Annotated in this window: 16 protein-coding genes; 8 read left to right on the forward strand and 8 right to left on the reverse strand. The window is 65.2% G+C overall.

What is annotated here, in order from left to right; translation table 11 throughout:
* Positions 1–106: 106 nt before the first annotated feature.
* From UNPF46_RS22870 to UNPF46_RS22895, 6 genes are all read right to left on the reverse strand, one after another.
* Positions 107–1,195, reverse strand: coding sequence for a TRAP transporter substrate-binding protein (locus tag UNPF46_RS22870; RefSeq protein WP_142251515.1), 1,089 nt, complete (start codon positions 1,193–1,195; stop codon positions 107–109).
* 180 nt (positions 1,196–1,375) lie between these two features.
* Positions 1,376–2,689 (reverse strand): NAD(P)H-dependent oxidoreductase, encoded by a 1,314-nt coding sequence (locus UNPF46_RS22875; protein ID WP_142251516.1) that lies wholly within the window; start codon positions 2,687–2,689, stop codon positions 1,376–1,378.
* Between the two features lie 162 nt (positions 2,690–2,851).
* Positions 2,852–3,652, reverse strand: a complete 801-nt coding sequence (locus UNPF46_RS22880) for a phytanoyl-CoA dioxygenase family protein (protein WP_142251517.1) — start codon at positions 3,650–3,652, stop codon at positions 2,852–2,854.
* 162 nt (positions 3,653–3,814) lie between these two features.
* Entirely contained in the window at positions 3,815–4,489 is a 675-nt protein-coding gene (locus tag UNPF46_RS22885; protein WP_142251518.1) for a GntR family transcriptional regulator, read from the reverse strand.
* A gap of 208 nt (positions 4,490–4,697) precedes the next feature.
* Positions 4,698–5,510 carry an alpha/beta fold hydrolase gene (locus UNPF46_RS22890; RefSeq protein WP_142251519.1) on the reverse strand — a complete coding sequence of 271 codons (813 nt, stop codon included), beginning with the start codon at positions 5,508–5,510 and terminating at the stop codon, positions 4,698–4,700.
* 3 nt (positions 5,511–5,513) lie between these two features.
* The gene (locus UNPF46_RS22895) at positions 5,514–6,332 is read right to left on the reverse strand and encodes an alpha/beta fold hydrolase (protein ID WP_142251520.1); all 819 of its coding nucleotides are present in this window, start codon (positions 6,330–6,332) and stop codon (positions 5,514–5,516) included.
* 140 nt (positions 6,333–6,472) lie between these two features.
* Here UNPF46_RS22895 and UNPF46_RS22900 point away from each other — a divergent pair, with 140 nt between their 5' ends.
* A complete protein-coding gene (locus UNPF46_RS22900; RefSeq protein ID WP_142251521.1) occupies positions 6,473–7,015 on the forward strand; it encodes a methylated-DNA--[protein]-cysteine S-methyltransferase in 543 nt (180 codons plus the stop codon).
* A gap of 42 nt (positions 7,016–7,057) precedes the next feature.
* Here the strand turns inward: UNPF46_RS22900 and UNPF46_RS22905 are convergent, their stop codons facing one another.
* Together UNPF46_RS22905 and UNPF46_RS22910 are read right to left on the reverse strand one after the other, a co-directional pair.
* Positions 7,058–8,602, reverse strand: coding sequence for an acyl-CoA synthetase (locus tag UNPF46_RS22905; protein ID WP_142251522.1), 1,545 nt, complete (start codon positions 8,600–8,602; stop codon positions 7,058–7,060).
* A gap of 187 nt (positions 8,603–8,789) precedes the next feature.
* A complete protein-coding gene (locus UNPF46_RS22910) occupies positions 8,790–9,962 on the reverse strand; it encodes an acetyl-CoA C-acetyltransferase (protein WP_142251523.1) in 1,173 nt (390 codons plus the stop codon).
* A gap of 210 nt (positions 9,963–10,172) precedes the next feature.
* On the opposite strand from UNPF46_RS22910, the gene UNPF46_RS22915 reads away from it, so the two are divergent.
* The 7 genes from UNPF46_RS22915 (at position 10,173) to UNPF46_RS22950 (ending at position 18,532) form a co-directional block, all read left to right on the forward strand.
* Positions 10,173–10,775 carry a TetR family transcriptional regulator gene (locus UNPF46_RS22915; RefSeq protein ID WP_100177616.1) on the forward strand — a complete coding sequence of 201 codons (603 nt, stop codon included), beginning with the start codon at positions 10,173–10,175 and terminating at the stop codon, positions 10,773–10,775.
* Between the two features lie 56 nt (positions 10,776–10,831).
* Positions 10,832–11,590 (forward strand): SDR family NAD(P)-dependent oxidoreductase, encoded by a 759-nt coding sequence (locus UNPF46_RS22920; protein WP_100177617.1) that lies wholly within the window; start codon positions 10,832–10,834, stop codon positions 11,588–11,590.
* 211 nt (positions 11,591–11,801) lie between these two features.
* Entirely contained in the window at positions 11,802–12,608 is an 807-nt protein-coding gene (locus tag UNPF46_RS22930) for an enoyl-CoA hydratase/isomerase family protein (protein ID WP_142251524.1), read from the forward strand.
* Between the two features lie 43 nt (positions 12,609–12,651).
* Complete coding sequence (locus UNPF46_RS22935) at positions 12,652–14,523, forward strand: AMP-binding protein (protein WP_142251525.1); 1,872 nt, start codon at positions 12,652–12,654, stop codon at positions 14,521–14,523.
* Between the two features lie 156 nt (positions 14,524–14,679).
* Entirely contained in the window at positions 14,680–15,807 is a 1,128-nt protein-coding gene (locus tag UNPF46_RS22940; RefSeq protein ID WP_100177620.1) for an acyl-CoA dehydrogenase family protein, read from the forward strand.
* 118 nt (positions 15,808–15,925) lie between these two features.
* Positions 15,926–17,170 carry an acyl-CoA dehydrogenase gene (locus UNPF46_RS22945; RefSeq protein WP_142251526.1) on the forward strand — a complete coding sequence of 415 codons (1,245 nt, stop codon included), beginning with the start codon at positions 15,926–15,928 and terminating at the stop codon, positions 17,168–17,170.
* A gap of 117 nt (positions 17,171–17,287) precedes the next feature.
* Positions 17,288–18,532, forward strand: coding sequence for an acyl-CoA dehydrogenase (locus tag UNPF46_RS22950; RefSeq protein ID WP_100177622.1), 1,245 nt, complete (start codon positions 17,288–17,290; stop codon positions 18,530–18,532).
* Positions 18,533–18,642 lie beyond the last annotated feature (110 nt).

The raw sequence follows: 18,642 nt of genomic DNA on the forward strand, positions 1-18,642 counted from the left end.
CGAAGGGACGCTGCGCTGCGTCCGGGGCACGAGCTTCTGGCTCAAACAAAAGCCCCGGAGACATCTCCGGGGCTTTCGTCGTTCTGCATTGCGCAGCGCGTTGCAGCTACGTCCTTGTCCGCATCCGCATCATGAAGCTGTCGAAGCTGAGCTCGGCGACCTGCATCCAGGCCAGCGAGTCGGCGCGGTAGGCCGTCAGGCTCGCATACATCTTGCCGAAATGCGGATTGCTCTTGGCGAGATCGGCGTAGATCTCGTTGGCCGCGCCGTAACAGGCCTCGAGCACCTCTTGGGGGAAAGGCTTGAGGATCGCGCCGACCGACAGCAGGCGCTTCAGGGCAGGCGGGTTAACCGAATCGTACTTGCCCGTCACCCAGGTGAAGGTGTCCAGCGACGCCGCGCTGATGGCCGCCTGATAGTGCTTAGGCAGCGCGTTCCACTTGTCGAGGTTCATGACGTTGTGGCCTTGGCCGGTGCCTTCCCACCAGCCGGGATAGTAGTAATACTTTGCCACTTTCACGAAGCCGAGCTTCTCGTCGTCATACGGCCCGACCCATTCGGCCGCGTCGATCGTGCCCTTCTCCAGCGCAGGATAAATGTCGCCGGCGGCGATCTGCTGAGGCACCCCGCCGAGTTTTGCGATGATGGTGCCGGCGAAGCCGCCGACGCGGAATTTCAGGCCCTTGAGATCGTCAACGGTCTTGATCTCCTTGCGGAACCAGCCACCCATCTGCGCTCCGGTCGAGCCTGTGGGAACGCCGACGGCATTGTACTCCTTCAGGAGGTCGTTGATCATGTCCTGACCGCCGTTCCACAACAGCCAGGAAATGTGCTGGCGCGTGTTGAGACCGAACGGGAGCGAGGTGCCGAACGTGAATGCCGGGTTCTTGCCCCAATAGTAATAGAGCGCGGTGTTGCCCATCTCGACGGTGCCGTTGGCGACGGCGTCGAGCACCTGCAGGCCCGGCACGAGCTCACCGGCAGCAAAGGGCTGGATCTGGAAACGATTGTCGGTGATCTCGGCAACGCGCTTGCAGAAATATTCGCAGCCGCCATAGAGCGTATCGAGTGATTTCGGCCAGCTTGCAGCCAACCGCCATTTCACCTCGGGCATCGATTGTGCAACGGCCGGGGCGGCAACGGCACTCGCGGCGAGGCCCAGTCCGCCCGCCGTCAGGAATTTACGACGTTCCATGTATTCCCTCCCTGTCATGTCCAGTCCTCGACGAGGGATCGCGATCTTGTCGTCGCTTTGTCTTCGCCGGTGGCCGACTTTTCTTGGCGTCCGAAATTCTGTGTTCCCGGATCGGGGGGAAGGATGGACCAAAGGGAGATGGCAAATCAAGCGCACTTTGGTTGCGCTATCGCCGCTCGTTCAATGCTGCGCTGCGAACGCCGCCTCCATGGCCTTCCGCGTCTTCACCGTCTCATTGCCGGCGTCGAACTCGACGTCGCTCCAGCGCACCACCGCGCCGTGCACGACGTCATGCTTCAGCTTGACGCGGTGAGCGAGGCCAATCGGCAGCGCGCCGGCCTTCAGGCTCGCGGCGGCCGGTACCAGCTTGCCCCACACCGTGTAGCCGCCTTCGCCGTCGAGCATCTCGCCCGCACGCAGATTGCGCTTGGCGACCGCCGCGACGTCGCCGCAGAAGCCGTAGGGCTGCCCGGTCGGCTCGCCCCGCAGCGCGGCCGACAGCACCGAGATGTTCAGCTCCAGCCCGATCAGATGGTAGGGCTTGTACATCGCAGCGTAGCGTCCGCTGCCGTCGGTCTTCAGGCCGTATTGCCGAAAGCAGTCGGCGGCATAATCGTTCGGCGCCTCCAGCGCGACATAGACACCCCAGCGCAGGTCGCGGAATACGGGCCGTCCGTCGCGTTCGAGCGAGGACACCACCTCGACCACGCCCGGCCGCTCCAGCACGCCCCCATGCGAACGCGGCCGCATGATGTGCGGCAGATCGTCGACGCCGCAGGGTGGAAACAGCAGGCCGTCCGCGGGCACGTCGAGCGCGCAGGCATTGGCGATCGCGGCCATCTCGATCGCCGATTTGGTGCCGTCGAGAAACGAGTTGAACATCTGCGGATTCATGCCGGCCGACTGCGCTTCGCCCGCGGTCAGGCCGTAATGCTGCCAGACGCCGTCGGGCGTCACGTCGTGATAGGCCGGCAGATATTTCGTGCCCTTGCCGGCGGCGACGACGCGAAAGCCGGTGGCGCGGGCCCAGTCGACCATCTCGGCGGTCAGCGCCGGCTGGTCGCCATAGGCCAGCGAATAGACCACGCCGGCTTTGCGCGCTTCCTCGGCGAGCAGGGGGCCTGCCAGCACGTCGGCTTCGACATTCACCATCACGATATGCTTGCCCGCGGCGATCGCGGCGCGCGCGTGCCTGATCCCCACGGCGGGATTCCCGGTCGCCTCCACCACCACGTCCATCGCGCCGCCGGCAATGGCGCGCGCGCCGTCATCGGTGAAGACCGTCGCGGCGATGTGCTCGGCGCTCCAGCCGACCGTGCGGCACGCCTCGCGCGCGCGCTCGCGGTCGATGTCGACGATGATGGGCACCTCCAGCCCCGGCGTGTGCGGCACCTGCGCCAGGAACATCGAGCCGAATTTGCCCGCGCCGATCAATGCGACACGGACCGGTCTGCCGGCGGCCGCACGGGCCTGGAGGAGGCGGAAGAGGTTCATGGTGGAATGTCCTGGTCATGATTGTGTCCCGGACGCGGTGCAGCACGTAGTGCTGCTCCGCAGAGCCGGGACCCAAAGAAAAGCTATCCGTGGGACGTGGGCCCCGGCTCTGCAGCGCATCGTCGAAGAGACGCTGCGCTGCGTCCGGGGCACGAGACCTGTTTACTCCGCCGCCTGCCTTGGCGCACGCGCAAGCCGCAGCAGCGCGTCGTCATCCACGGTCTTGATCGGCGCAAAGTCGCGGTGGGCGATATACTCCGGCCGCGTGGGGTTGCGAATGTAGTTCGAGACCGCATTCAGTGTCAGATACACGATCTTGCGCGGGTAGGGCGTGATGTTACCGCTCGAGCCGTGCACCAGATTGCCGTGGAACATCAGCATGCCGCCGGGCTTGCCGGTCGGCGCGACGATGCCACCCTGCGCGACGAGGCGCGTCACGGTGGCCTCGTCCAAGGTCCATAGCGGATAGGATGTGGTGGCGAGGTCGTGCGAGGCTTCGAGATCGCCCGCGTTCTGGCTGCGCGGCACCAGCATCAGGGGGCCGTTGATCGGCATCACCTCGTCGAGGAAGATCGCGATGTTCATCGCCCGCGGCTCCGGCATGCCGTCGTCGCGCTTCCAGGTGCCGTAATCCTGGTGCCACTGCCAGACGTCGCCGGTGAAGGCCGATTTCGCGTTGATCTTGAACTGGTGCATGTAGACGGGCTCGCCGAACAATTGCTCGACGGGCTCGATCATGCGCGGATGCGCGCCGAGGATGCCGAACGCCTCGTTGTAGAGATGCGCGGCAAAGGCCGTGCGCGGCGCGCCGCTCTTCTCGCGCCAGACTTCGGGCCGGTTGGCGTTGTAGATGCCGACCGCCTCGCGCGCGAGCAGGTCGACCTCCTCCGGGGTGAACAGCTCGGGCAGGAACAGCCAGCCCTCGCGGTGGAAGAACTCCAATTGCTCCTGGGACAGTTTCATGGGTCATCCTCCTGTTCTGTTTGTTGTTGTCATTCCGGGGCGCGCGAAGCGCGATCCCGGAATCCATTTCTCCTCAGCGCCTGCTGCCTGATGGATTCCGGGCTCGACGCTCCCGGACCGCGCTTCGCGCGGTCCCGTCGCGTCGCCCCGGAATGACGGCGACTACGCCGCCGCCTCCGTCGCCCTCAATCTCTCCTCTGTCATCCGTCCCGCCGTCTGCGCGTGCGCCAATGCAGTGCGTTCGGCGGCCTTCGGGTTGCCAGCAAGAATGTGCGCGGCGATATCGGCATGCTCGGCCCAGGCGCTGCTGCGGTAGTCGAGCTCCGACAGCACCGTCGCCATCGAGCGCCGCATATGCGGCCATTGCGGCGCAATGGTCTCCTCGATCGCGGGATTGCCGGCGAGCTGATAGATCGCGCGGTGGAAATCGACATCGAGCGCGATGAGCTCGGCCAGCGTGGTCGTGCGGTCGATGTGGCGGCCGGCGGTCAGCGCCGCGTCGAGCCGCGCGCGTCCTGCGGCGTCGCTTGCGGCGCGCTCCGCGGCAAGCCGTGCGGCCAGCGCATCGATCGCGCCGCGCACCTCGTAGAGCTGGCGGATGCGTGCGGGATCGAGCTGGGTGACCTCGAAGCCGCGCTTGCCGCTCTCGGCGACGAGACCCTGCCGGTGCAACAGATGCAGCGCGTGCGACACCGGCTGGCGCGAGACGCCGAGCCTGTCGGCGAGTTCGTTCTGCCGGATGCGCTGCCCGGGCTGGAGCGTGCGGTCGGAGATCGCTTCCAGGATGCGCGCATAGACCTGGTCGATCAGATTCGGAAGCGGGTCGAGAGGGATCACGCCGGCAGCTCCGAAGAGATAAAGAGAATACGGAATTCCGTATTCGAAGCTACGCTTCGGATGCAGGCCGCGTCAAGCGGTATCCGAGGGTGGAGCGAGAGGCCTTTTTCAGGTCCGGTAAGTCAATGATTTCGCTGGGCCTTTCTACTGTGCATGGGGTTGTTTTCGCGAAAATTGGTTCAGCTCCCAGCACCACCAGAGAGGGCAGCTACTCCGCCAAGAACCTGCTCACGATGTCGCCGAACCCCAGCGGGTCCTGCTCGAACATCCAGTGGCCGGCATTCGGGATCACCGCCGTCTTGGCTCCCGCGATATGCTCGGCGAGCACGCGCCACATCACCGACAGGCTGCCCGTGGTGGCGCCGCCGCCGATCAGCAGCGTCGGCGTCCAGATCGCCTGCGCGTCGCTGAGCGTGTAAGGCCTGCGCTGCTCGTTGATCTGGCCGAGGAAGGTCAGCGCGTTGTCGCGCAGTTGCTGCTTGGCCGCCGCGGGCACGCGCCGCCAGGAGCCGTCGCCCTCGATGCCCTCGTAGAAATTCTGCAGCGCGCCTTCGAGCTCGCCGGCGCGGATCATCTCGACCGAGCGCGCCGTGCGCGCGGCGAGCGGCGGATGCGCGGGGGTGCCTTCGGGCACCGGCAGGGATGCGTCGAGATCGCCGCCGGGCTCGGCCAGCACCAGTTTCCGCAACAGCTCGGGCCGCGCCTGCGCCACGCGAAAGGCGATGTGGCCGCCGCGCGAATGACCCATCAGGTCGACGGGCGCGGGCTGGATCTGTTCGAGAAAGGCGATCACATCCGAGACGTGCTGCGCCATCTTGTAGTCGTCGCCGACGGCGTCCCAATGCTCGGGAAAGAAATGCCGCAGGCTGACCGAGATCACGCGATGGCTCTTCGACAGCGGACCGAGCACCGCATACCAGGTGCGGAAATCGCCGAGCGTGCCGTGCACGCAGACCAGCGGATGGCCCTCTCCGACTTCGAGATAGGCCATGTCGTAACCGTTGACGCGAAAGCTTTGCATTGGTCAGCTCGCCAGAAAATCCAGGACGACTTCGGAGTATCTCTGCGGCGCCTGCTCGAACATCGGATGCGTCGCGTTCGGGATCACCGCGGTCTTCGAGTAGGGCACATGCGCAGCGAGCGCATGCAGCACCTTCGGCAAGAGGCCCTTGGTCCGCGCGCCCAGGATGAACAGCGTCGGCATCTTGATCGCCTCCGCATCCGCCTTCGAGAACGGCGGACGGTTGTCGCGGACCTGGCCGATCAGCGTCATGGCGTTGTCGCGCAGGTTCTGCTTCACCATCGCCGGCAGCCGCGGCCAGGTGCCGGCGCCTTCCAGCGTGTCGACGAAGACGGCGAGCCCGCCGTCGACGTCGCCGGCCGCGATCTTCTCGGCCGAGGCGGCGAAGCGCGCCAAGAGCGGCGAGGGGCCGCCGACATAATCGGGATCGAGGCTGGCATCGAGTTCGCCGCCGGGCTCGGCCAGGACCAGCCGGCGCAGCAGATCGGGGCGCGCTTGCGCGACGCGAAAACAGATGTGCCCGCCGCGGGAATGGCCCATCAGGTCGACGGGGCCGAGGTCGAGCTTGTCGATGAAGGCGATGACGTCCTGGACGTGCTGCGCAATCGAATAGGTGTTGCCGACCCCGTCCCATCTCTCCGGAAAGAAGTGCCGAAGGCTGACGGCGACCACCCGATGCCGCTGCGACAGCGGGCCGAGCACGCAGCCCCAGACACGGAAGTCGTTGAGCGAGCCGTGCACGCAGACCAGCGGCGGCCGGCCCCGGTCTTCGCCCACGTCGAGATAGGGCATGTCGTAACCGTTGACGTGGAGGCTTTGCATTCAAGGCTCGCAAAAAGGGGGAGGCGGAACTCCTGTGCAAGATTCCCGGAAACCGGGTGGATCGCAACTATTTCCAAGCCTAGATTGCGGCCGAGAGCACATTGGGGGCATGCGACAAGGACGCAAGCGGGAAACACGCTATGACCGACCAGCATTTTGCCCTGTTCGACACCAGGATCGGCCTTTGCGCCATCGCCTGGGGCCCGCGCGGCATCAACGGCACGCAATTGCCGATGGGTGGCGAAGAGAAGATCCGCACCCGCATCAGCCAGCGCCACACCGAGGCCACCGAGGCCGAACCGACCCCTGAGGTGCAGCACGCGATTGACCGCATGACAAAGCTGCTCGCGGGCGAGCCTGATGACCTCACAGATATCGAGCTCGATCTCGACGGCGTGCCCGAGTTCAACCGCGGCGTCTACGCGATCGCCCGCGCGATTCCGCCGGGCAAGACCATCACCTACGGCGACATCGCCAAGCAGCTCGGCGGCGTGCAGCTGTCGCGCGATGTCGGCCAGGCGCTCGGCCGCAACCCGTGCCCGATCGTCGTGCCCTGCCACCGCGTCCTCGCGGCCGGCAACAAGCCCGGCGGCTTTTCCGCGAACGGCGGCGTGGTGACCAAGCTGAAGATGCTGGAGATCGAAGGCGCGCTGGTGAACCACACGCCGAGCTTGTTTGATTGAGGCTCTCTTACCCTCCCCCTCCAGGGGAGGGTAAGAAGTCGGCTAAATCTTCGCCGCCGCCTTCGGCCAATACTTATCGCGCAGGTGCCGCTTCACCAGCTTGCCCGTGGGCGTGCGCGGCAGCTCGGCTTCGAAATCGATCGAGCGCGGGCACTTGATCGCGGAGAGACGACCCTTGCAATAGGCAATCAGGTCGGCTTCCAGCGCCTTGCCGGCGCGGCCCATGTCGTGCGGCTGCACCACCGCCTTCACTTCTTCGCCCATCTCCTCGTTCGGCACGCCGAACACGGCGACGTCGGCGACGTCGGGGTGGGTGATCAGCACGTCCTCGGTCTCCTGCGGGTAGATGTTCACCCCGCCGGAGATGATCATGTAGGATTTGCGGTCGGTGAGGAACAGGAAGCCGTCCTTGTCGAGATAGCCGACATCGCCGAGCGTGGACCAGCCCTTGGCGTTGTAGGCCTTCTTCGTCTTCTCGGGGTCGTTGTGATAGGTGAAGGCGGGTGCGTCGGCGAAATAGACCGTGCCGATCTCGCCGACCGGCTGCTCCTCGTCGTTCTCGTCCAAAATCTTGATCTTGCCGACCACGGCGCGGCCGACGCTGCCGCGATGCTCCAGCCATTGCTGCGAATTGCAGACGGTGACGCCGTTGCCTTCCGATCCCGCGTAATATTCGATCAGGATCGGTCCCCACCATTCGATCATCTTGGCCTTCACGTCGACCGGGCAGGGCGCGGCGGCGTGGATTGCGCCCTTGAGCGTGGAAACGTCGTACTTGGCGCGTACCTCGTCCGGCAGCTTCAGCATGCGCACGAACATGGTCGGCACCAGCTGCGATTGCGTCACCTTGTATTTCTCGACCAGCTTCAGGAACTCTTCGGCGTCGAAATGCTCCATGATGATGGAGGTGCCGCCCAGCACAATCGCCATCATGTTGAACCGCAGGGGCGCTGCGTGATACAGCGGCGCCGGCGACAGATAGGTGCTCTCCGCGTTCATGCCGCACATGTCGGCGCAGAGCACGCGCAGGAAGGCGTTAGGCACGTCGATCCTGCTGCCCTCGAACGCCTTCTTGATTCCCTTCGGCCGGCCGGTGGTGCCCGACGAATACAGCATGTCGTAGCCGGCGACCTCGTCCGTAACAGGCGTGGTCGGCTGCGCGGCAGCTTCCTTGTCGTAGGAACGGAAGCCGGGCAGCGGCTCGTCCATCATGTAGAAGATCGGCTCGCCGGGCGTACCCTTGATCAGGCCCTTGATCTGGTCGGCGCATTTCGGTGTCGTGATCACGACTTTGGCGCCGCAATCGGCGATGATGTACTCGATCTCGTCCTGCTTCAGGTAGCGGCTGATCGCGGTGTAATAGAGCCCACTGCGCTGCGCGGCCCAGCACAGCTCCATGAAGGCGAGGCGGTTCTCCATCAGAAGCGCGATGTGATCGCCGGCCTTGAGATCGAGCGAGCGGAACAGCTGCGCGCCCTGGTTCGAGAGCTCGTCGAGCTCGCGATAGGTGATCGCCTTGCCGGTCCCGGCCATCCGGTAGGCGATCTTGTCGGGCGTGGTGCGGGCGTGGATGGAGGGATGGGTCATCGGGAGGTCTCGCAGCAAGCTAGATGTCATCCCCGCGAATGCGGGGATCCATAACCACAGGGCGCGGTCGTTGAAACGAGATGGAGCTCCGGCGCGGCACAACCACAGCCTTCTGTGATTATGGATCCCGGATCGGCGCGCGCTGGGGCGCGCTTGTCCGGGACGACACCGTTTGTGTGGCCGCGGCTTACAGCCGCTCCACGATCGTCACGTTGGCCATGCCGCCGCCTTCGCACATGGTCTGCAGGCCGTAGCGCTTGCCGCGCTGGTGCAGGGCGTGGACCAGCGTCGTCATCAGCTTGGTGCCGGAGCCGCCGAGCGGATGGCCGAGCGCGATGGCGCCGCCGTTGACGTTGAGCCTGCTAGGATCGGCGCCGGTGGTCTTGAGCCAGCCGGTCGGCACGGAGGCGAACGCCTCGTTGACCTCGAACAGGTCGATGTCGTCGATTTTCATGCCGGCCTTCTCCAGCGCCTTCTTGGTGGCGTGCAGGGGAGCATCGAGCATGATGACGGGATCGCCGCCGGTCATGGTCATGTGGTGGATGCGCGCGAGCGGTGTTGCGCCGAGCTGCTTGAGGCCGCGCTCGTTGACGACCATCACGCCGGAGGCGCCGTCGCAGATCTGGCTGGCGCTGGCCGCGGTGAGCTTGCCGTTCTCGGCGATCAGCTTGACGCCCTTGATGCCGTCGAGGGTGACGTCGAAGCGGATGCCCTCGTCGATGTGGTGGGTGTCCTTGGAGCCGTCGGCGCGGGTGATCTCGAGCGGCACGATCTCCTTCTTGAAGTGACCGGCCTGCGTCGCCGCGATCGCGCGCTGATGGCTGTTGTAGGAGTACTCGTCGAGATCATCCTTCGACAGGCCGTACTTCTCGGCCATCATCTCGGCGCCGGTGAACTGGCTGAACACGATGTTCGGATACTTCTTCTCGATGCCCGGGCTCTTGTAATTGCCGAAGCCGTTCTTGGCCGGCAGCTGCGACGACAGACCCATCGGCACGCGCGTCATCGATTCCACGCCGGCGGCGATCACGACGTCCATCGCGCCGGACATGACGGCTTGCGCGGCGAAGTGCAGCGCCTGCTGCGAGGAGCCGCACTGGCGGTCGATCGAGGTGCCCGGCACGCTCTCCGGCAGCTTCGAGGCCATGATCGCGTTGCGCGCGACGTTGTTGGACTGCTCGCCGACCTGCATCACGCAGCCCATGATCACGTCTTCGACGAGGGCCGGATCGATCTTGGTGCGATCGACCAGCTCGTCCAGCACCTTCGCGGCGAGATCGGCCGGATGCCAGCCGGCGAGACGGCCCCCCTTGCGCCCGCCGGCGGTACGCGCGGCGGCGACGATATAAGCCTCGGCCATGTCGGTTTCTCCCTGAATTCTTGATTGGGTTGGTTGTCGGGGACGGATTTAAGGGACGGGATGTCATTTAGTCAATCGATCAATTAACTCTTGTGATGAGGCGCTGCTTGAGCTTATCTGCGCCCCGCTTCGAGCGGCGAACAGGGATCTTCCGTGGCTACCAGCGTTCCGAACAGGCTCCCGAGCGGGAAGAATTCCACGGCGGAGAAATTGCTCGTGGCCGCGAGCGAGCTGATGATCGAACGCTCCTCGATCGAGATCTCGCTGTCCGACATCGCCCAGAAATCGGGGGCCAATGCCGCGCTGGTCAAGTATCACTTCGGCAACAAGGACGGCCTGCTGCTGGCGCTGCTCGCGCGGGATGCTGCGACCGAGATGTCCAATCTCGAATATCTGCTGGCGCAGCCGATCACGTCGACGGCGAAGCTGAAGCTGCACATCGCCGGCATCATCCGCGCCTATCACCGGTTCCCCTACATGAACCGGCTGATCCATTATCTGCTGCACGAAACCAATGCGGGCTCCGCCGACGAAGTCTCGAAATTCTTCGTGGCGCCGCTGCTCGACTTCCACCGCCGCCTGCTGGCCGAAGGCGTCAGCCGCGGCGAGTTCCGCGCCACCGATCCGGTGCTGTTCTACACCAGCCTGATCGGTGCCTGCGATCACCTGTTCTTCGGCCGGCACGCGATGTCCCGCGCGACCGGTGTCGGTCCGGTCACCGATGACGTCTGCCGGCAATACATCAAGCACATGGAAACGCTGATCTGCGGCGGCATCCTCACGCAAGCCGGGGAAGCCGCGGCGGCCGGATAATCCGGCCGAAGCTCTGCAAGTCTAGAGAAGAAACGCCCAAGGAAAGGTAGAATACGATGGAGTTGAAAGACGTAGCCGTTCTCATCACCGGCGGTGGTTCGGGTCTCGGCGAAGCCACCGCCCGCGCCATGGCGGCCAAGGGCGCCAGGATCGGCGTGATCGACCAGAACAAGGAGAACGCCGAGAAGGTTGCCGCCGAGGTGAAGGGCGTCGCGCTCCATGCCGACGTCACGAGCGAAGAGCAGATCAAGGCTGCGATCGCCAAGGCGGAAGCCGCGCACGGCGTTGCGCGCGTGCTGATGAACTGCGCCGGCATCGGCGGCTCGCAGCGCATCGTCGGCCGCGACGGCGTCTATCCGCTCGAAAAGTTCGCGCGCATCATCAACGTCAACCTGATCGGCACGTTCAACTGCCTGCGGCTGTTCGCCGAGCGTCTCGTCACCATCGAGCCGGTCGGCGAGGAGCGCGGCGTCATCATCAACACCGCTTCGGTCGCGGCCTATGAAGGCCAGATCGGCCAGATCGCCTATTCGGCCTCGAAGGGCGGCGTCGTCGGCCTCACGCTGCCGGCCGCGCGCGACCTCGCCAGCCAGAAGATCCGCGTCAACACCATCGCGCCCGGCCTGTTCTTCACGCCATTGCTGATGGGTCTGAACGAGGAAGCCCGCAAGAGCCTGGGCGCCCAGGTGCCGCATCCCTCGCGTCTCGGCGATGCCAAGGAATACGGCGCGCTCGCCGTGCACATCGTCGAGAACCCGATGCTGAACGGCGAGACCATCCGTCTCGACGGCGCCATCCGTATGGCTCCGCGCTAGGCTTTCTGTCTTACCCTCCCCTGGAGGGGGAGGGTCGATCGCGCGCAGCGCGAGCGGGGTGGGGTGATCTCTCCACACGGGCAGCGTCTCAAGCGGAGAGACCGTCACCCCACCCCGTCTCACATTTCGCTGCGCTTCATGTGAGCCGACCCTCCCCCTCCAGGGGAGGGTGGGAGACGGTCTTCGTGTGGCACAAAAAAACGAGGCCCCCATGTCCCAACCGCTGCTGATCGAGCATGACGACGGCGTCGACCGGGTGACGCTCAATCGTCCCGACAGCCTGAACGCGCTCGATCCCGCGCTGATCGACGCGCTCAACGTCTATTTCCAGGGCCTGCAGCGCAATCGCGACACGCGCGTCGTCGTGCTGAAGGGCGCCGGCAGGAACTTTTGCGCCGGCCTCGATCTCAAGGCGGCGATGGCGCGCCGCGCTGGGCAGCAGGAGCCGCCCGGTGTCACGGAGTCCCTGGATTCGCAGCGCCGTATCGCCGACATCGTGATGCTGATGCGGCGTTGTCCGCAGCCGATCCTGTCGCTGGTGCAGGGCGCAGCCGCCGGCGGCGGCTTTGCGCTGGCGCTCGCCTCCGACATCCGTATCGCGACGAAATCGGCGCGGATGAACTGCGCCTTCATCAAGCTCGGGCTCGGCGGCTGCGACATCGGCACCAGCTACTTCCTGCCGCGCCTCGTCGGCGTGTCCGTCGCGTCCGAGTTGATCCTCACCGGACGCTTCATCGGCGCCGAGCGCGCGCTGGCGGTTGGGCTGGTCTCGGAAGTCGTGGACGAGGACAAGCTCGATGCCGCAGCCGAGCCCTATGTCGATGCGATGATGACGGCTTCGCCGGTGGGCCTGCGTCTGTCCAAGGAATGTCTCAACATGAGCGTCGACGCGGGATCGCTCGAGGCTGTCATCGCCATGGAAGATCGCAACCAGGTCCTGTGCAGCCGGTCCGAGGAATTTTCGGAAGGCATCAGGGCCTTCCTTGAGAAGCGAAAGCCTGTCTATATCAGGCGCTGAACGAGAACGATCCGCAAAGGACGATAATTCCGGGAGACGCAAAATGAGTGGAAGCGCGGCGGCTGTGATGACGAAGCCCGCCTTTCGCAAGATCGAGTGGCTCGCACGCGACATCGACGTCGAGCGGCGCGGCGACGGCACGGTGGTGCTGAAGTCGCGCATTCCGCTGCAGCCTTACGAGACGCACATTCCCGCATCGCTGGCGAAATGGGCGAAGGAGGCGCCCGAGCGCATCTGGCTGGCGCAGCGCGGCGGTCCGAACCGCGAATGGCGCAAGGTGTCCTATGGCGAAGCGAAGCGCACCGTCGATGCGCTGACGCAAGGGCTGCTCAATCTCGGACTCGATGGTCGCCCCGTCGCGATCCTCTCCGGCAATTCGATCGAGCATGCGCTGATGACGCAGGCCGCGATGCAGGCGCGCGTCCCCGCAGCGCCGGTGTCGCCGGCCTACTCGCTGATGAGCCATGATCACGTCAAGCTGAAATATTTGTTCGACCTGATCAAGCCGGCCGTGGTGATGGTACAGGACGGCCCGACCTTCGAGAAGGCCCTGAAGGCGCTCGATCTCAGTGGCGTCACCGTGGTTCATGTCGCGCGGCCCTGCGACGGCATTGAGAGCATCAGCTTTGCCGGGCTTGCGGCGACGCCCGTCACGAACGCCGTCGAGGAGTCGATTGCGAAGATCACGCCGGACACCGTCGGCAAGCTGCTGTTCACCTCGGGCTCGACCGGCATGCCCAAGGCCGTCATCAACACGCAAGCGATGATGTGTGCCAATGCGGCGATGATGATGCAGGTGCGGCCGCGTGACCCGAACGGCCCGACCACGACCATGCTGGACTGGATGCCGTGGAATCACACCATGGGCGGTAATGCGGCCTTCCATCCGGTGCTGGTCGACGGCGGCACGCTTTACATCGACGACGGCCGGCCGATGCCGGGCCAGTTCGAGGAGACGCTGCGGAACCTGCGCGAGATCTCGCCGACCTATTACGCCAACGTGCCGGCCGGTTACGCGGCGCTCGCCGCCGCCATGGAGAAGGACGATGCGCTCTGCCGCTCCTTCTTCAGGAATCTCTCGATCATGGCCTATGGCGGCGCACGGTTGCCTGACGATCTCTACGACCGCATGCAGGCGCTCGCCGTGAAGACCACCGGCGAGCGCATCGTGTTCTACACCGGCTGGGGCTCGACCGAGACCGCGCCGACCTCGACCGGCACCTATTGGGACACCGAGCGCGTCGGCCTGATCGGTCTGCCGTTCCCGGGCGTCGAATTGAAGATGGTGCCGTGCGGCTCGAAATACGAGCTGCGCCTGCGCGGCGTCAACGTCACGCCCGGCTATTTCGGCCAGCCGGAACTGACGAAGACGATGTTCGACGAGGAAGGATTTTACTGCATCGGCGACGCCGGCATTTTCGTCGACGATTCCGATCCGGTGCAGGGCATCATCTTTGCCGGCCGCGTGGTCGAGGACTTCAAGCTCACTACGGGCACCTTCGTGCATGTCGGCTCGCTCCGCACCGACGCGATCGCAGCCGCAACGCCGGTGGTGCATGACGCGCTGGTCGCCGGTCAGGACCGTGCCTTCATTGGCCTCTTGGCTTGGCCCAATCTGCACGCCTGCCGCCAACTCGTCGGCAATCCTGATCTCAGCTTCGAGGACGCCGTGAAGCATCCAGAGGTGATCGCCTGCTTCAAGCGCGGGCTGGAGGCGCACAACAGGGAATGCGAGGGGGCCAGCAGCCGCATCATCGCCCGCGCGATGCTGATGGTCGAGCCGCCCTCGATCGATGGCAACGAACTGACTGACAAGGGCTACATCAACCAGCGCGCGGGCCTCGAACGCCGCGCGGCGTTGGTGGAGCGGCTCTATGCGGACAAGCCGGATCAGGATGTGATCGTGCTGCGATGAAGCCTTTCTCTCTCCATTCGTCATTCCGGGGCGCGCGCAGCGCGAGCCCGGAATCCATCGGGCCGCATACGCCTGGAGAAATGGATTCCGGGCTCGCCGCTACGCGGCGCCCCGGAATGACGGTCTCAATGACAATAAGATAAGAGGTAGCCCGCCATGAACTTCGACTTCTCCGACGACCAGAAGCAGCTCCGCGATCAGGCGCGCAAGTTCCTCGCTGAGAAATGCTCGCCCAAGGCTGTGCGCGCCGTGCTCGACGGCAAGGCGCCTTACGACAAGGAGCTCTGGAAGGGCCTCGCCGAGATGGGCTTCCTCGGCGTTGCGATCCCCGAGGAGTTCGGCGGCGCCGGCGCCGGCCATCTCGAGCTCTGTGTGATTGCCGAGGAGATGGGCCGCGCCAATGCGCCGGTGCCGTTCTCCTCGACCGTCTACCTTGCCGCCGAGGCCCTGCTGATCGCGGGCAACGATGCGCAGAAGAAGAAGTGGCTGCCGGCGATTGCTTCCGGTGAAGCGATCGGCACGCTGGCGCTGTTCGAGGGCAAGGGCAATCCGGCGCCGAAGAACGTCAAGCTGACCGCTGCGAACGGCGTGCTCAACGGCATCAAGAAGCCGGTTGCCGACGGCGCCATCGCCGACTTCGCGGTGGTCGCCGCGCGCACGGGATCGAGCGGACGCGACAGCGACGTCTCGCTGTTCCTGGTCGACCTCAAGGCCGGAGGTGTCGAAGTGAAGAGCCTCACCAATCTCGATCCGACCCGAGGGCAGGCGGAGATCGCCTTCAAGGACGCCAAGGCCGAGCCGCTCGGCGCCGCCGGTGAAGGCTGGAGCATCTTGACTCAGGTGCTCGACCGTGCCGCGGTGCTGTGCGCCTTCGAGCAAGTTGGCGGCTCCGACCGTGCGCTGGAGATGGGCCGCGACTACGCGCTCGATCGCATCGCCTTCGGCCGCCAGATCGGCTCGTTCCAGGCGGTCAAGCACATGCTCGCCGACATGTACGTCTCGGCAACGCTGGCGCGCTCCAACAGCTATTACGGTGCCTGGGCTCTCTCGACCAACGCGGCCGAGCTGCCGGAAGCGGCCGCTGCCGCGCGCATCAGCGCGACGCAGGCGTTCCAGCACTGCGCCAAGAACAACATCCAGGTTCACGGCGGCATGGGTTTCACCTGGGAGTTCGACTGCCACATGTACTACCGCCGCGCCAACGCGATGGCGCTCGGGCTCGGTAGTCTGTCCTATTGGGAAGACCAGCTGATCGACCGCATGCGGAAAAAGAACGCGGCGTGATGATGTCGTCATTCCGGGGCGCCGCACAGCGGCGAACCCGGAATCCCGAGATGAGTGAATAACATCGAGATTCCGGGTTCGCGCTGTGCGCGCCCCGGAATGACAGAGAGAAAAGACCATGAACTTCGACGACACCCCGCAGGAAGCCGAATTCCGCAGCCTGGCGCGCGCCTGGATCAGCGCCAATGCGCCCAAGCAGTACGAGGAGGAGCTGCGCAAATCCTCGCTCGGGCGCACGGTGCTGAAGAACGCCAATATCCTCGAGGTGGCAAAGGCCTGGCAGAAGAAGAAGGCCGATGCCGGCTGGGCCTGCCTGCACTGGCCGAAAGAATATGGCGGTCGCGGCTCGTCGCCGATCGAGCGCGTGATCTGGTCGCAGGAAGAAGGTCCGTTCGGCCAGCTGTCCCGCATGTTCATCATCGGCCACGGCATGTGCGGGCCGACGATGATGGCGTTCGCGCGTGAGGAGCATAAGCGCACCTACCTGCCGCCGCTCGCTTCCGGCGAGAAGGTCTGGTGCCAGCTGTTCTCCGAACCGGCCGGCGGCTCGGACGTTGCGGGTCTGCGCACCCGTGCCGAGAAGGACGGCGACGACTGGGTCATCAACGGTCAGAAGATCTGGACTTCGGGCGCGCATTATTCCGACTACGGCATTCTGCTCACGCGCACCGATCCGACCGTGCCCAAGCACAAGGGCCTCACCATGTTCTTCCTGGACATGAAGAGCCCGGGCGTCGAGGTGCGGCCGATCAAGCAGGCGAGCGGCGCCTCGGACTTCAACGAGGTCTATTTCACCAATGTCAGGATTCCCGACCATCAGCGCCTCGGCGAGGTCGGCGACGGCTGGAACGTGTCGCTGACCACGCTGATGAACGAGCGCAGCGCGATCGGTGCGGCCGTCTCGACCGGCTTCCCTGAATTGTTCGAGTATTGCTCCAGCCTGATGCTCGACGACGGCCCGGCGATCGAGGATCGCGCGGTGCGCTCGAAGCTCGCGACCTGGGCGGTGAAGGCGAGCGGGCTGAAATACACCAGCATGCGCGCGATTTCGGCGCTGTCGAAGGGCGAGCGGCCGGGCCCGGAGAACTCGATCGGCAAGCTGGTCGCGGGCTCGATGATCCAGGACGTCGCGACTTACGCGCTGGACCTGCAGGGCGCGAGTGGCGTGGTCAGCGGCGAGGATGGTGAGCTGGCCGGCCGTTTCCAGGCCATGCTGCTGCGCGCGCCCGGCACGCGCGTCGAAGGCGGCACCGACGAGATCATGCGCAACATCATCGCCGAGAGGGTGCTGGGCCTGCCCGGCGACATCAGGGTCGACAAGGACGTGCCGTTCAACAAGATCCCGACCAAGGGAAGAAATTAGCCGTCATTCCGGGGCGATGCGAAGCATCGAACCCGAAATCTCGAGATGAGTCACTAACCTCTAGATTCCGGGTTCGCCCTTCGGGCGCCCCGGAATGACAGAAAGAAAGAGGCCGCCATGAATTTCGACGACACCCCGCAGGAAGCCGCATTCCGCGAGACCGCGCGCAAGTGGATCGACGCCAATGCGCCAAAGGAGTTCGAGGAGGAGCTTTCGAAATCCTCGCTCGGGCGCATCCGGCTCGCCAAGCACGACATGGTCGAGGTCGGCAAGGCCTGGCAGAAGAAGAAGGCGGAGGGCAACTGGGCCTGCCTGCACTGGCCGAAGGAATATGGCGGCCGCGGCGCGACGCCGATCGAGAAGGTGATCTGGCAGCAGGAAGAGGGCGTCTACGGCAAGCTGACGCAGCCGTTCCAGATCGGCGAGGGCATGTGCGGCCCGACCGTGATGGCGTTCGGCAGCGAGGAGGCCAAGCGCCGCTATCTGCCCAAGCTCGCCTCGGGCGAGGAGATCTGGTGCCAGCTGTTCTCCGAGCCGTCCGCCGGCTCCGACGTTGCGGGCCTGCGCACCCGCGCCGAGAAGAAGGGCGACAATTGGGTCGTCAACGGCCAGAAGATCTGGACCTCGGGCGCGCATTATTCCGACTATGGCCTTCTGATCGCGCGCACCGATCCGAACGTGCCCAAGCACAAGGGTCTCACCATGTTCTTCCTGGACATGAAGAGCCCGGGTGTCGAGGTGCGGCCGATCAGGCAGGCCAACGGCATGCAGGAATTCAACGAGGTCTATTTCACCGACGTCGTGATCCCCGACAGCCAGCGGCTGGGCGCCGTCGGCGAGGGCTGGAGCGTGTCGCTGACCACGCTGATGAACGAGCGCATGTCGATCGGCGCGCGGCTTGCGACCGGCGTCCCTGAAATGTTCGAGTTCTGCTCCAATCTGATGCTGGAGGAGGGCCTCGCGATCGACGATCCCGCGGTGCGCTCGAAGCTGGCAAGCTGGGCGGCGAAGTCGAACGGGCTGAAATTCACCAGCTACCGCACGATCTCGGCACTGTCGAAGGGCGAGCGGCCGGGACCGGAGAACTCGATCGGCAAGCTGGTGTCGGGCATGATGCTGCAGGACATCGCGACCTACGCCATGGACCTGCAGGGTGCGGCCGGTGTGCTCACCGGCAATGACGAGGAGACGGTGCAGGGTCAGTTCCAGCAGATGCTGCTGTCCTCGCCCTCAATGCGCATCGCCGGCGGCACCGACGAGATCCTGCGCAACATCATCGCCGAGCGCGTGCTCGGCCTGCCCGGCGACATCCGCGTCGACAAGGACGTGCCGTATAACAAGATCCCGACCAAGGGCAGATGAAAGACTCTTGTGTCCCGGACGCGCGGAGCGCGAGCCGGGACCCAGGAGCCATGGGCCCCGGCTCTGCGCCGCATCACTTCGTGCTGCGTCGCGTCCGGGGCACGAAAGCG

It is taken from the genome of Bradyrhizobium sp. UNPF46 (assembly GCF_006658625.1).
In the GTDB taxonomy this organism is placed as follows: domain Bacteria; phylum Pseudomonadota; class Alphaproteobacteria; order Rhizobiales; family Xanthobacteraceae; genus Bradyrhizobium; species Bradyrhizobium nitroreducens.